The 14,096-nt window shown below is 33.8% G+C and carries 20 protein-coding genes and 3 pseudogenes; all 23 read left to right on the top strand.

Annotated features, from left to right (window positions below; genetic code table 11):
- Positions 1-82 precede the first annotated feature (82 nt).
- The gene (locus H9635_RS11615; protein WP_191700434.1) at positions 83-658 is read left to right on the top strand and encodes a suppressor of fused domain protein; all 576 of its coding nucleotides are present in this window, start codon (positions 83-85) and stop codon (positions 656-658) included.
- Positions 659-824: 166 nt separating this feature from the next.
- Positions 825-1,364: pseudogene (locus H9635_RS11610) on the top strand (polymorphic toxin type 15 domain-containing protein); the annotation flags it as partial.
- A gap of 27 nt (positions 1,365-1,391) precedes the next feature.
- Positions 1,392-1,946, top strand: coding sequence for a T6SS immunity protein Tdi1 domain-containing protein (locus tag H9635_RS11605; protein WP_191700470.1), 555 nt, complete (start codon positions 1,392-1,394; stop codon positions 1,944-1,946).
- Between the two features lie 60 nt (positions 1,947-2,006).
- Complete coding sequence (locus tag H9635_RS11600; RefSeq protein ID WP_225231264.1) at positions 2,007-2,369, top strand: TolB-like 6-bladed beta-propeller domain-containing protein; 363 nt, start codon at positions 2,007-2,009, stop codon at positions 2,367-2,369.
- A gap of 186 nt (positions 2,370-2,555) precedes the next feature.
- Complete coding sequence (locus H9635_RS19285) at positions 2,556-2,798, top strand: HNH/ENDO VII family nuclease (protein ID WP_225231263.1); 243 nt, start codon at positions 2,556-2,558, stop codon at positions 2,796-2,798.
- 17 nt (positions 2,799-2,815) lie between these two features.
- Positions 2,816-3,097, top strand: coding sequence for an SMI1/KNR4 family protein (locus tag H9635_RS11590; RefSeq protein WP_318245208.1), 282 nt, complete (start codon positions 2,816-2,818; stop codon positions 3,095-3,097).
- Positions 3,098-3,329: 232 nt separating this feature from the next.
- A pseudogene (locus H9635_RS11585) lies at positions 3,330-3,455 on the top strand (polymorphic toxin type 15 domain-containing protein); the annotation flags it as partial.
- Between the two features lie 12 nt (positions 3,456-3,467).
- Entirely contained in the window at positions 3,468-4,010 is a 543-nt protein-coding gene (locus tag H9635_RS11580) for a T6SS immunity protein Tdi1 domain-containing protein (RefSeq protein ID WP_191700432.1), read from the top strand.
- A gap of 349 nt (positions 4,011-4,359) precedes the next feature.
- A complete protein-coding gene (locus H9635_RS11575; protein ID WP_191700431.1) occupies positions 4,360-4,848 on the top strand; it encodes a DUF2247 family protein in 489 nt (162 codons plus the stop codon).
- A 10-nt stretch (positions 4,849-4,858) separates the two neighbouring features.
- Positions 4,859-5,262 (top strand): annotated as a pseudogene (locus H9635_RS11570) (T6SS immunity protein Tdi1 domain-containing protein); the annotation flags it as partial.
- A gap of 244 nt (positions 5,263-5,506) precedes the next feature.
- Positions 5,507-6,283: a DNA/RNA non-specific endonuclease gene (locus H9635_RS11565; RefSeq protein ID WP_318245207.1), complete on the top strand. Its 777-nt coding sequence runs from the start codon at positions 5,507-5,509 to the stop codon at positions 6,281-6,283.
- A 4-nt stretch (positions 6,284-6,287) separates the two neighbouring features.
- Complete coding sequence (locus H9635_RS11560) at positions 6,288-6,767, top strand: immunity protein YezG family protein (protein WP_191700430.1); 480 nt, start codon at positions 6,288-6,290, stop codon at positions 6,765-6,767.
- A gap of 55 nt (positions 6,768-6,822) precedes the next feature.
- Positions 6,823-7,893: a DNA/RNA non-specific endonuclease gene (locus H9635_RS11555; protein ID WP_318245206.1), complete on the top strand. Its 1,071-nt coding sequence runs from the start codon at positions 6,823-6,825 to the stop codon at positions 7,891-7,893.
- Between the two features lie 12 nt (positions 7,894-7,905).
- Positions 7,906-8,439: an SMI1/KNR4 family protein gene (locus tag H9635_RS11550; RefSeq protein WP_191700429.1), complete on the top strand. Its 534-nt coding sequence runs from the start codon at positions 7,906-7,908 to the stop codon at positions 8,437-8,439.
- Between the two features lie 299 nt (positions 8,440-8,738).
- Complete coding sequence (locus H9635_RS19280) at positions 8,739-9,107, top strand: hypothetical protein (RefSeq protein ID WP_225231262.1); 369 nt, start codon at positions 8,739-8,741, stop codon at positions 9,105-9,107.
- Complete coding sequence (locus H9635_RS19275) at positions 9,083-9,313, top strand: HNH/ENDO VII family nuclease (protein ID WP_318245211.1); 231 nt, start codon at positions 9,083-9,085, stop codon at positions 9,311-9,313. The genes H9635_RS19280 and H9635_RS19275 overlap by 25 nt, the downstream gene beginning before the upstream one ends.
- Before the next feature lie 15 nt (positions 9,314-9,328).
- Positions 9,329-9,781, top strand: coding sequence for an SMI1/KNR4 family protein (locus H9635_RS11540; RefSeq protein ID WP_191700428.1), 453 nt, complete (start codon positions 9,329-9,331; stop codon positions 9,779-9,781).
- A gap of 178 nt (positions 9,782-9,959) precedes the next feature.
- Positions 9,960-10,133 carry a hypothetical protein gene (locus H9635_RS11535; RefSeq protein ID WP_191700427.1) on the top strand — a complete coding sequence of 58 codons (174 nt, stop codon included), beginning with the start codon at positions 9,960-9,962 and terminating at the stop codon, positions 10,131-10,133.
- Positions 10,130-11,074, top strand: coding sequence for an HNH endonuclease (locus H9635_RS19270; protein WP_318245210.1), 945 nt, complete (start codon positions 10,130-10,132; stop codon positions 11,072-11,074). The genes H9635_RS11535 and H9635_RS19270 overlap by 4 nt, the downstream gene beginning before the upstream one ends.
- Positions 11,075-11,092: 18 nt before the next feature.
- A complete protein-coding gene (locus tag H9635_RS11525) occupies positions 11,093-11,530 on the top strand; it encodes an SMI1/KNR4 family protein (RefSeq protein ID WP_191700426.1) in 438 nt (145 codons plus the stop codon).
- Positions 11,531-11,894: 364 nt separating this feature from the next.
- Positions 11,895-12,494 carry a hypothetical protein gene (locus H9635_RS11520; RefSeq protein ID WP_191700472.1) on the top strand — a complete coding sequence of 200 codons (600 nt, stop codon included), beginning with the start codon at positions 11,895-11,897 and terminating at the stop codon, positions 12,492-12,494.
- A 227-nt stretch (positions 12,495-12,721) separates the two neighbouring features.
- Positions 12,722-13,039 (top strand): hypothetical protein, encoded by a 318-nt coding sequence (locus H9635_RS11510; RefSeq protein WP_191700425.1) that lies wholly within the window; start codon positions 12,722-12,724, stop codon positions 13,037-13,039.
- 144 nt (positions 13,040-13,183) lie between these two features.
- Positions 13,184-13,723 carry a hypothetical protein gene (locus H9635_RS11505; protein WP_191700424.1) on the top strand — a complete coding sequence of 180 codons (540 nt, stop codon included), beginning with the start codon at positions 13,184-13,186 and terminating at the stop codon, positions 13,721-13,723.
- The last annotated feature ends 373 nt before the right edge of the window (positions 13,724-14,096 follow it).

The following is a 14,096-nucleotide window of genomic DNA, read 5'->3' as shown; positions in this document are numbered from 1 at the left end:
GTACGTGTCAAAAAAATTTTTTTCGGCACTCAAAAATGGCGCGGGCCATTGATATATCAACATTTATAGAGGGAGGTTTACTTTGAGTATTTCTAATGAGAATAAAATAATTGCAAAGACAGCTCTACATGCTTTTGGGGGTAAACCTTGTGTCTCAAAATACTGGGACGAAAATAATGTCAGTAACATTGATATGCTTTCAACAGTTAATAGACCCTTTGACGGTGTATCATCATACTCAACTATTGGACTATCTGACCATTCAATTGAATTGACTGTGGATGAAACGCCTTTGCGAATAGAAATAGTTGGCGCAATAGCAACAGGTTATAAGCAATATCCTAATATATTGGCAAGCTGTGCATTTTGTATTATTAACTCAAAATTTTCAGTTTCCCATGGTTCAGTATTTCGAGATATAATAAAGATGTATTATCCCAATACTGAGATGAAACATATATTATTTGTGTCACCTTTCTTGTGGGAAGATTTAAATACACTTGAATTTCCAAACAAAAAAGTTGCTTGGCTGCTAGCTGTTCCAATATCTGAGAATGAATATCTATTTGCTCAAGAAAAAGGAACAGATACATTAGAAGAATTATTTGAACAGGAAGAGATAGATATCTTTGATTTAGAAAGAGAATCAATATTGTAATTTTCTAGTTTATTGACCTTGATTGACTACATTGTCTTTCAGGGTTTTTGTATTTTTTACCCAATATTTGAATCGGAAATTCCTAAGACGATTATTTGGATATTCTAGAGAGATAGGAAAATTTTTGAAAATCCCGAAAGCGATTGATAAAATTTTAGATAGTAACGTGGGTGAGGATGTTAAGAAGAGTGATATAGATGAGGTTGTTGGTAAGGGGAATATAAAGCATTTACCAAGAATAAAAGAAGTTGAAGTTAATTTTAAAAGAAATGATAAACATGACTCCGAAGAATTTGCAAGACAATTGAAAGACCAAGAAAAAGGTATGAATGAACTTACAGTTGATGAGTATTTGAAAGATCGTGAGAAGTATATTGAACAAGGGCGTGCAATTGAAGGTAACGCTGCCCAACAAGCAGCTCGAGAAAAAGCATTAAATAAAAAGATAGAAGAATTGTTCGAAAATGGTATGTCATGGGAAGAAGCGGAGAAAAATGCAAATAGTTGGTTGAAATCGCAAGCAGCCCTCCATAATCCTGACCAAATTGCTGGAGGTAAACCGCTAAATATTGGTGGTATGGGAGATAAAAGAATAAATTCATCAATTGGATCACAATGGAAGTATAGAATTGATATTGTCGATGAACAAATAGGTGAACTAACTAAATCATTGACATCTGATCAGCGAAAGAATACTTATTTAAATGTTAAGCTTACACAGGAGGTTAACAATTTGAGCTTATTTAAAGATTTTAAAAAAGTAAGTGAAGTTGAGGAATATACAATTAATAAATATAAGAATATGGTCCCAGAAGCTTTAAGTGAAGTATGGAAATCATATGGGTATGGTACAATTATGAAGGGATACTTAAAAATAATAAACCCTGATGAATTCAGCTCTTTAGTAAATGAGTCTTATTTAAGAAGTAAAGGGACAATACCTATTTTCAGTACATCCATGGGTGATCTAATACTTTTTGAAAAGGATGAAAATCAAGAATCCTATATTGTAACAATAAACTACCGAAAAGGTAAAACAAAAGTTGTAGCTTCAAAATACTCCTTGTTTCTAAGATTTTTAGAGGAAGAGGCTTTTAGACAGAAGGCTTTAGATTGGCTTCCTTATCCAGAAGCAATAGAAAAATATAATGAACCAGAGTATGATGACTGCTTTGGCTATACACCTTTGCTAGGTTTAGGTGGAGCAGAAAAAGTAGAGAATCTAAAAAAAGTCAAATTGAAGGAACATATTCGTATTATTACTGAATTTATGGGTCCAGTTCAGTAATGTACAGGAAATATGGTTAGAGTTAACTATGAGCACTTGATTGTCTATATTAGGCGACGAGTGCTTTTTTATGTTTTCAATATTCATACCGATGTTAACTTCCCGGCAGAACAATGGCAGTCATTCGCTAGTCAGAATCCGTTAATGATTACACTGGCCTATCGTACGCAATCGTTGGATCAAGTGATTAATATGAATCCACTATTTAATCCTGGAGGAATCGGAGGAGCGAATCCGTATACCCTCCCTGGTCTTTATCAAAATGGTCAGCAGCCTTTAGGTACTTTCGGTCTCAGCGGTGCGATGGTTTCAACAAATTTCGTTTCATTTATGAAGCAAAAAGAAAAAGAAGTCGCAAAAGAGCTTTCCGCTACAGCCACAACAGTAGATGATGTGAAAGATGAGGGGGAATGGTTTTCTTAATTTCCTAGGAGACGTCGGAAGTGGCGCTACAAAAGTCGGAAAAGGTTTGTTGGATTTTTTAATATTGGAACAGTTAAAGTTAGTGGAAAGGAAGTAGATGTATCCAGAAGAGTTTACCAAATTGAGATTGATAAAAATTATGTACCTAATAATCCGAAGGCACTAGGAAAGTCGAATAGAGAATTAATGAAAAAGGGTAATTATCCATATATTGTAAAAGATAGGGTGGAAAGTAAAGTTGAATTACACCATTTAATTCAAAAAGAACCTGGTGAGATGGTTGAAATTGCGGAGTTAACTCATGATAAATACGATTCCACGCTACATGGTTTGGTTGGAAATGGAAATAGTTTTAGGACTGATCCAGAACTTGAAAAAATGTATAATAACTTTAGAAGTAACTATTGGAAAATGCGTGCTAGAGAATAATAGGAGTGAGTTAATTTATGGATGAAAGAATTATAAAGATGATCGAAAATTATGGTGAAGAAGATGATTTTTTTGGAGAAATATCAGAAGAATATATTAATAAGGCTGAAGAAAAACTTAAAGTTAAATTCCCTCTAAGTTATCGCAATTTTATAAAAAAATATGGTTCGGGAGGAATATGTGGAGTTGAGCTTGAAGGTGTTCAGGGTAATTTAGGAGCATCTGTAGTTGATGCAACAGAGAGATGGAGAAAATTAGGGTTGGGCATGAACTTGATTGTTTTAGAGGACTCGGGATAATTTGCTAGATGTATGTATTGTGCAGATGTTAATGATGACAGAATATATAGTTTGGAAAGGGGAGGGATAGATTTACACCCACGATATAATACATTTGATGACTATTTAATAGACATATTTCAAGAAGGAATTGATAATTGGTAAAAAACAATAAGGTTAAACCGGGGGATACTTATGAATCAATTAACGGACCAGAACAAACTCATAAGTTTAATGCAGTAGTAGTAACGCCCCTTCAATAGGTTCCCAATGGAGATATAGAATTGATATTGTTGATGAACAAATAAGGGGAATGGCAAAAAATATGCCACCTGAGCAACTAAAAAGTACCTATTTAAATGTTAAACTGACATACTAAGGAGATTTTTTTATGGAGAAAACATTAAATGATTTTAAGACACACAGTAAAGTTCCTAAAGAAATAATAGAAAAATATAAAAACCTTGTTCCAAAAGAAATAATAGACTTGTGGCAGGAATATGGATTTGGAACATTTATGCAAGGATATTTTAAAAGTGTTCACCCAGAAGAGTACATTGATATTTTACAAGAGTGTAGTCAAAGATATAAGGATTCTATAGTGTTATTTGCTACTGGTATGGGAGATTTAGTATTATGGGCTGACGGTTATGTAAGATTGCTTAATTTTAGATATGGAGTACTTAAAACAGTTATGCCAAACTTTTTGTATTTTTTCAAAAGTGTGGATTCAGAAAAATTTCGGAATGAGTATTTAAAGTGGAAACCATATCCTGAAGCTGTGGATCATTGGGGAGAACTATTTTATGAAGATTGCTTCGGTTATACACCTCTATTAGGTTTAGGTGGAGCAGAAAAAGTAGAGAATCTAAAAAAAGTCAAACTGAAGGAGCATATTCTTATTATTACTGAATTTATGGGACCAATTCAGTAATATTCGGGAGTATGTTATAGAATTAACCATAAACATTTGATTACCTAATTTGGAATCAGGTGTTTTAATCTTTCCTTAATAATTTCCATTTTTGGTACATTTGTCAATGCATTACTAAAAGTTATGAGTATTTAGGATATTCCAGGACAAAGGTTAGTTCCACTTCATCTTTTGTCGGTGTCTTTGACGAGTCCCAAACAGGTGCGTTAACGACGATTCAAACAGACCGGATGCTTATGAAAACGTGGATAACCAACATAGAATCGATGATGACAGAAGGGGTAACAGATGTTAACTTCCCGGATAACTGGTAAGCCAAATCAAATTCCAAAAAAGTAGGTTGTGAAAAATGAACTTAATAGATTTTAAAAAAAGGCATATTAAATATGATTGGAAAACTATTTTCGTAGGAGTCCATGAAAATTACTTTAGTAAAGACATTATTTCCGACTATGCGGTAGAGTTGATGGAAAATGGTGATGAAAGTGAGTTTGTAAGTAAACTTGCATGGGGAGTATCTAGTGAAGATTTAAAGAAAGTGATGTTAGGGATAAAGGACAATTATTTCTCACAATTAGATGAAAAAAGCGCAATTTTAAAAGATGAGAGTAGAAAACTTCGATTTGTTTGCTTATCTAAAATAAAAGAAGAGTGTAAAGAAGAGAATGAATTATTAAATAAAATAGCAGAGTTTTATGGAAATCATCACTACCCAGAAGAGATGGTGAGTTTTGTAAATTATATGCCTCAAGAAGTCCCGACTACGAAAGTAGATATGGTAAATAGGTTTTATGAGTTTTTAAAATTAGAGAAAGATTTGGTTAGCTCATATTCTTGAAATTTAAATATGGAAAAATTTTCGTTTTCAAGGTGCACTTAAAGCATTGGGGGATAGTAGTCAAAGATACAAGGATTCAGTTGTGTTGTTTGCTACAGGTATGGGTGATCTAGTTATTTGGTCAGATGGATATGTTAGACTACTTAATTACAGGTATAATGTGGTAAAGACAATTATGTTTACATTTGAATTTTTCTTTAAATATTAATGACTTGGTATTTAAAGATGAAGATTTGTTTTGGCAACCTTATCCCGAAGCTCTTAAACAATATGGTGAGTTGAATTATGATGATTGCTTTGGCTACACCCCTCTATTAGGTTTAGGTGGAGCAGAAAAAGTAGAGAATTTAAAAAAAGGTCAAATTGAAGGAACATATTCTTATTATTACTGAATTTATGGGTCCAGTTCAGTAATGTACAGGGGTATTTATACAATTAACTAAAAGCACTTGATTAACTTTATGAGGCGACAGTTGCTTTTATATATAGTGGTATTGTTACTATGAAAAAAACCTTTAATTAGATAATGAGCAATAAAAAGAGGTATCATACTAACCTTATGATTTTGTTCATTTAGAAGAATGATAATATAATTGATTAAAATAGCACCTTGATTGGCTCATGCCTTTCAAGGTTTCTTTTTGTAGAGGGTTACCTAGTGCTGTATAAACCACTGGAGGAAAAGTTTCGTAACGTTGCAAAAGTCGGAAAAGGTTTGTTGGATTTCTTACTATTGGACGATGTGAATACGCTAGCCGATAAAAATGCTTCGGGTCTTGATAAAGGGATTGCGTTAGCATCCTTCATCCCAATAGGAAAAGTTTTGAAAATCCCAAAAGCAATTGTAGATAGTAACGTGGGTGCGGTTGTTAAGAAGAGTGACGTTGATGAGGTTGTTGGTAAGGGTACGGTAAAAAATAAGATTATTAAGGAAATAAATGAAATTGATTTCGGAAAACATATTGTAAAAGGTAGAAATGGGAAAAAACAATTACTTCCAAATGCAAAGTATGTAACAAATGATGATTATAAATATACTACCGATGAACTTAGGCGTATAGTCAATGTTGAGGCTCCGGAACTTATATTTAAAAAGACTGACAGAAATAAATATGCACAATCAAATGTAGGAAATAAAGATAGATTATCAGATGATGATGGTGGACATTTAATAGGTGCACAATTTAATGGTCCTGGAGATATAGACAACCTTATACCACAAAATAGTCAAATAAATAGGAGAGGTGCAGTTTGGTATAACATGGAGACTGAGTGGGCGAATGCATTAAAAGAGGTGCCTCCCAAGAAAGTCTCCGTTAACATTAAACCAATTTATTCAAATAACTCAATGCGACCAGATTCATTTACAATAAGATATCAAATTGAAGGAAAACGACAAGTAAGGTTAGTGATTCAAAATAAATCAGGGGGTTAAGAATATGAGCTTTGAAATTGAACTAAATGAACTATATAAACAGATAGCTCAACAAGTTAACGATTTAATTCCAATTGAATGGAGCGATTTTTACTTCAATGGAGAAGTGAAGAATAAAGAAGGGGGGGTATTCTTCTTTTTCACCCCAATTGGCAATAATGAACCAGTTTATTCTCATGATATCCCAGATCTTTATCCTATAGTTGAGAGTGTCTATGATGAAAAGCTTCATAAATTGTTTGAACAAACAGTTAAACTGCAACAGGTTTTTATAGATAATGACCAAGAGCCTTGGTTTTCAGTGACATTAATACTTAATTCATTGGGAAAACTTAATGTACATTTTGATTATACAAATTGGCATGATAGCGAATTTGGTCCGGCAGCTAGAATTGAATATTTTGATTATAAATATGTAAGTAAAAATAAAGACCAATTCGATTTAGACTTAATAGAGAGAATGCAAAAATTCGAAGAAAAGTAGTTGATGTTGTCCTGAACTGTATTTTAAGCACTTGATAGTCTATATAAGGCGACGAGTGCTTTTTTATGTTTTCAATATTCATACCGATGTTAACTTTCCGGCAGAACAATGGCAATCATTCGCTAGTCAGAATCCGTTAATGATTGCACTGGCAAGTCGTACGCAATCGTTGGATCAAGTAATTAATATGAACCCACTATTTAATCCTGGAGGAATCGGAGGAGCGAATCCGTATACCCTCCCTGGTCTTTATCAAAACGGTCAACAGCCTTTAGATACTTTCGGTCTGAGTGGTGCGATGGTTTCAACAAATTTCGTTTCATTTATGAAGCAAAAAGAAAAAGAAGTCGCAAAAGAGCTTTCCGCTACAGCCACAAAAGTAGATGATGTGAAAGATGAGGGGAATGGTTTTCTTAATTTCCTAGGAGACGTCGGAAGTGGCGCTACAAAAGTCGGAAAAGGTTTGTTGGATTTCTTAATATTGGACGATGTGAACACGCTCGCTGACAAAGATGCATCATTACTAGATAAAGGAATTGCGTTAGCATCCTTCATCCCGATAGGAAAAGTTTTGAAAATCCCGAAAGCAATTGATAAAATTGTTGATAGTAACGTGGATGAGTTGGTTAAGAAGAGTGATGTAGATGAGGTTGTTGGGAAGGGTGCGGGTGATTTAGGAATATCTAAAATAACTCAAAATTCACCTAAAAATGTTATTTTTGGTGAGTTGGATAACCTGGGTCGACCAACTGGAGTAACAGCTACAATTACACAGGACATGATTGGTACTGGTAGCAAAGCTAGTCAATCAATTAAGCCTCCAGGTTTCTTAGGTGGTGGACCAGGGAGTCCAGGTCATGCCCGAGGGCATTTATTGGGTAACCAGTTAGGTGGCTCTGGAAAAGATGCGCGAAATTTAGTTACACTTTTTCAGACACCTGTAAACTCACCTGTTATGAGAGATTTTGAGAGTTCTGTTCGAGCAGTTGTTGAAAAAGGTAAAGTTGTAAGATACCAATCAATTCCGATCTATGAGGGCAATAATTTAATGCCTAAAGGTGTTACGTTAAAAGCAAGGGGAACAAATGGTTTTTCTTTAGATGTTACAGTAATAAATATGAAATAGGAGTCGATTTATTTGGATAAATTAATTAAAATACTCCCCCCGCCAAAAATTCCACAAAAAACTGGGGATAAAGAACAATGGCAAAAATTTTTTGACACTCTTGGTACGGAACTGCCTTCAGATTATGTAAAATTTATTGAAACTTATGGTACGGGTGGTATTGACAATTTCTTGTGGATATTAACTCCTTTTGTAAATGATGAAAATGTAAATTATCTTGTTAGGCAGAAGGAAATGACAGATGCATATATTCAATCTAAGAAAAATTTCCCACAATATTATAAACATGATGTTTACCCTTCAAGTGGGGGGATACTTCCATGGGCATACACGGATAATGGTGACGAATTGTACTGGTTAACAGATGGAAAACCTGCCGAATGGAAAATTGTGGTGTATGAATCGAGATCACCAGAGTATTATACTTACTCACTTCCAATGGTAGAATTTTTATATCAAATAATAACGAAAGAATTAATATGCAATGCATTCCCTGATGACTTTCCAAGTGATGAAACTACATTTGTTTCAGTAAATGTTGAGTAGTTATTTAACCTTGATTGGCTATATGCCTTTCAAGGTTTTTTAACTTTAAGAATTTTATGATTAGAAACAAAATCACTTTTGAATCAAAAAACCATGATGGTTAGCAAACTTATGAGTTTGGTTACAGTGACATTTAAATAAACAACCACACCCTAACTACTCGATTTATATTTTGCACACGAGAATGACAAAGCTCGTACTAAGAAGATGGGAATGGTTTTCTTAATTTCCTAGGAGATGTCGGAAGTGGTGCTACAAGAGTCGGAAAAGGTTTGTTGGATTTCTTACTATTGGACGACGTGAACACGCTAGAAGATAAAAATGCTTCGGGCCTTGATAAAGGTATTGCGTTAGCATCCTTCATTCCAATAGGGGAATTTTTGAAAATACCGAAAGCGATTGATAAAATTGTAGATAGTAACGTGGGTGAGGTTGTTAAGAAGAGTGATGTTGATGAGGTCGTTGGGAAGGGTAAGGAATATAATAACTATAAGGCTGTAAAATATAATGGAAATACTAAAATTAATGGAGAAGTAAGGGATACTAGCAGACGAGTTTTTCAAAGGAGAGATATTGATTACGAGAGAGTTGACTCTAAAACTGGTAAGACAAATTATCAATTAATGAAGAGTGAAGACCTCCAATTTGGAAAGATGGGACAAAAATAGAACTTCATCATCTAATCCAAAGAGAACCCGGATCAATGGTGGAGCTCCCGAGTAGTATGCATAAAGAATATGATAGAATATTGCATGGTTTAGTGGAGAATGGAGGAAGCTTTAGAAATGATCCTGTTTTGAAAAAACAATATGAAAACTTTAGATCGAAATATTGGAGATGGAGAGCTAAACAAATAGATAAAGGTGAATTGTAAAAGGAGAAATTCTGAATGAATAAAGAAGAATTAACCATTTTTATTAAGGAAAATATGGAACCAGATGATTTTACTGGAGGTGTAGATGGAAAACAGATTAATTATGTTCAAGATACCCTAAAGTTAAAATTGCCAGAAAGTTATAAGTGGTTTTTAAATAATTATGGGTCTGGTGGATTATATGGTGTAGATATTTTAGGAGTGGCTAAGTCTAATATTGCTACTGTTGTTATAGAAACGAAGCGTTATAGGGATTTAGGAATGAGTGAGAATTTAGTAGTTATTGAAGATATAGATGAATATGCTTATTGTTTGGATACAAGCAATGTGGAGAATAATAATGAATGCCCAGTAATAGCGTGGAATAAGCAAGGAGGACTTGATGACTATAATTCGGCAGAAAATTTTTATGAGTTTTTATCACAAAGGTTATTTGATGCAAAAGAAGCTTGGGAAGAAGATTTTTAAGATAGATAATTAGCAAGAATTATAAATGAAATTAAAGAAAATCAAAAACTCTTGTTGGTTGTACCATCAAGAAATTATATAACAAGAATAAAAAAAGCTATGAAAATTATAGTGGGGGAAGAAGAGAAATAAGGTTAATTTTTATAAACAAGTTGGAGTACAGCTACTTTATGAATTTATGGATTCAGTTAACTATGAGCACTTGATAGTCTATATTAGGCGACGAGTGCTTTTTTATGTTTTCAATATTCATACCGATGTTAACTTCCCGGCAGAACAATGGCAATCATTCGCTAGTCAGAATCCGTTAATGATTGCACTGGCAGTCGTACGCAATCGTTGGATCAAGTGATTAATATGAACCCACTATTTAATCTTGGAGGAATCGGAGGAGCGAATCCATACACACTTTCGGGTCTTTATCTAACCAGTCAACAGCCTTTAGGTACTTTCGGGCTCAGCGGTGCAATGGTTTCAACAAATTTCGTTTCATTTATGAAGCAAAAAGAAAAAGAAGTCGCAAAAGAGCTTTCCGTTACAGCCACAACAGTAGATAATGTGAAAGAAGAGGGGAATGGTTTTCTTAATTTCCTAGGAGATGTCGGAAGTGGCGCTACAAAAGTCGGAAAAGGTTTGTTGGATTTCTTAATATTGGACGACGTGAACACGCTAGCTGATAAAAATGCTTCGGGTCTTGATAAAGGAATTGCGTTAGCATCCTTCATTCCAGTAGGGAAATTTTTGAAAATCCCTAAAGCAATTGATAAAATTGTAGATAGTAATGTGGGTGCGGTTGTTAAGAAGAGTGATGTGGATGAGGTTGTTGGGAAGGGGACGGGTAAAGGTAACAAGTTGAAAATAGAAGATTTCACTAAAGAGATATTGGAGACTAAACCAATGAACTCTCCAATACCTGAAAAGTGGTATAAAAAAGGTGGAAGTATCTCTATCGAAGATAATGATACTTGGACTTATACTAACAAGACTGGAACATCAGTAAGTTACCCGAATGGTTACCCAGATTTTACACCTTTTATGCATCCAAATGTTAAGCCTGTAAAAATAGAAGTTCATTCCCCTAAAAATAATCCGAAAGATTTTGAAAATGCAAACACAGCAGCTAAACTTACAAAAGATACTGATCCACCAATAATAGATATTAGAAGGCCGCCAGACGGTTATACGTGGCATCATCATGAAGATGGAAAAACTATGATGCTAGTAGATGAGGATATCCACAGAGAGTTTAGGCACATTGGTGGTCAATCAAAGGTTAATGGGAAAAATAAGTAATGATATAGGAGTGAGAGTATGACAAAAATGCTTAGTGTAAATCCAAAAATTTCTTTACAGGATATAAAACAATTTGAACAAGAGTATGAAGTTACGCTACCTAAGCAATATGTTGATTTTCTACTAAAATACAATGGAGGATTTCCTCAGGAATCTAACTTTAAACTCCCTGATGATGAAGGAGAAAGTTTAGTCAATAAGTTTTATGGAATTGGCGATATGAAAAGTAATTTAGGTAAAGTTTTTGAGGTTTTAGAAGGAGAAATACCAGAAGATTTTATTTCAATTGGTAATGACCCTGGGGGAAATGAGATTTTATTAGGAGTTAATGGAGAGTATCAGGGAAAAGTATATTTTTGGATTCATGATATAGAACCCGAAGACGAAATGGACAATATGTTTATACTTGCAGGTAATTTTACTGAGTTCTTTAATAACTTATATGAATCTGAATAATGGATACTCATAGAGAGTTACATTTAAGGGCTGAATTTTTCGTAATTATATAAATACGAATGATAATTAGGCGAGATGACATTTTAAAAATACGATGTTTTGTTATAGGGAACAAAGCAAAAAACTTACGAAATTAAACAGGCTCGTTGGTTTAAAGATAAGAATAATAATGAATTACTTTATATAGCTAGCTATAAAGCACTTGATTGCCTTTTAGGTAACAAGTGTTTTTGTCTTTTTAGAAATTTAAACTTTGGACGACATGGAAGATACTTTACTAATAGAGTATATCAGGTATATTTCTGGACAATCCCCTTCATCTTTTGGCGGAGTCATCGATGTGTCTCAAACAGACCTGATGCATATGAAAACATGGATTACCAACATAGAAACGATGATGGCAGAAGGAGTAACAGATGTTCACTTCCCGGCAGAACAATGGCAGTCATTCGCTAGTCAGAATCCGTTAATGATTGCACTGGCCTATCGAACGCAATCGCTGGATCAAGTGATTAATATGAATCCACTATTTAATCCTGGAGGAATCGGAGGAGCGAATCCGTACACATTCCCTGGCCTTTATCAAAATGGTCAGCAACCTTTAGGTACTTTCGGGCTATGGGGTGCGATGGTTTCAACAAATTTCGTTTCATTTATGAAGCAAAAAGAAAAAGAAGTCGCAAAAGAGCTTTCCGCTACAGCCACAACAGTAGATAATGTGAAAGAAGAGGCGAATGGTTTTCTTAATTTCCTAGGAGATGTCGGAAGTGGCGCTACCAAAGTCGGAAAAGGTTTGTTGGATTTCTTAAGATTGGACGACGTGAACACGCTCACTGATAAAGATGCTTCGGGCCTTGATAAAGGTATTGCGCTAGCATCCTTCATCCCGATAGGAAAAGTTTTGAAAATCCCAAAAGCAATTGATAAGATTGTAGATAGTAACGTGGGAAAGCTGAAGAATTAGGATATAAGCCACAAACAAAAGAATTTAGTGACTTTATCAAAAAATATGTTGATCCAAGAAATATTCCACCTTCAGTTATTGAAGACGCTATAATGAATACGAGAAAGACACCTGGTAATAGAAGCGGAACGTTTGTTCATGAAACAAAGGATGTCAAAGTAATTATAAATGAATCAGGCGATGTTATCACAGTTATACCGAAATAAGCAATAAAAGGATGAATACGAATGTTTATAAAGTATGATGAATACGATCTATTAGAACTTTTTCAAAGTGAGCCGGTTAGTATATCAGGTAATATAGATGATGGAGAATTAATTTATACTTACAAAGATGACCAAAATTTCAAGGTGATTTTAACCTTAGATGTATATCAACAAACGAGTAGTCTAACCATTACATTTAATGATTCTATAGTATTTTCAGGTGAATTAAATAATGTATCAAGTATAAAAAAAGATGGCAAAGTTATGGTAATAAATGTGGGAGGAGATGAGAAATTAAAAGTTAAATTTTATAAACAAGTTGGAGTGGAGTTACTTTAAATTGCCATATTGTATTTCTTAATTGAGAAGTTAGTTCGCGAAGTAGTGTGTTGGAAACAACGGTTAACAGATCCTATAAAACAAAGAGATAGAGTAAATAAATGCATGCCAAAAAGGGTGAATCAATAGACGGAGGTGAAATAATTGTTATTAGTACCTAAAGCACTTGAGAATATTATTGTAGGTGTATTAATTAATAATCATTTCAAATGGTATGTTTCCAAAAAAGATATTTGGTTTTTAGATAGAAAAAAACTAGAAGAGGCATATAAAAAGAAATTTAAAGAAATGGGAATTGCATATACTGGTCCATTTATCGAAGAAGATGATGAAAGGAAAAGCATAGATATATTAGATGAGGATTCATATGCAGAATTTGCGCCAAGAATGGCGAAGTATGCTGTTTCAACAAAAGAATTAAGAGAAAGACTTAAGTTAAACTTACTTACTGAAACGAAAGAGGACACTTTTTATAGTTTTATGCCTTCGTTATACATAAATTTCGATAAAAGAGAATTGTACTCCCTTTATTCAGAACCAGCTTCCTACGAGGATTTTGTACCTGAAAATTGGACAGGACGCTACGAAGATTTTTTATCATACATAGATAGAGCAGAAAAGTACTGGTATGATGAAAATGAAATTGATTTGCTAAATTTCGAGAATGACAGAGGGAAGAAATGAGCAAAGATAAAATAAGTATACTGTCGGAAACCTTTAAGAATGAAAAACGGGTGAACAAGTCGAAGGTATTACAATTATAATTGATGGCAAATTAAAATTAATCAATATGTTGTTAAATAAAAAGTAGAAGCTACCTTAGTAAACCAAATTTATATAAGTAAAATCCGCCATATGATAGTTTTAATTCGTATAAAAAAACGGGAATAAATAATAAGACAAGACCTTGATGGATAAAGCCTTTCAAGGTTTTTATAATTTAATAAATTATATGGTTTAAGTATTCCCAATATTTCAATCGAAAGCTCATGATGGTAATTGTACTACCCGAAGCAACTTCAATTTATATTATTTAGAGATGAATTGGGACAGTATC

It is taken from the genome of Solibacillus faecavium, assembly GCF_014836905.1.
Lineage (GTDB): Bacteria > Bacillota > Bacilli > Bacillales_A > Planococcaceae > Solibacillus > Solibacillus faecavium.
The sequence above is the reverse complement of the archived record's forward strand: the minus strand, read 5'-3'. Positions and strand labels throughout refer to the sequence as shown.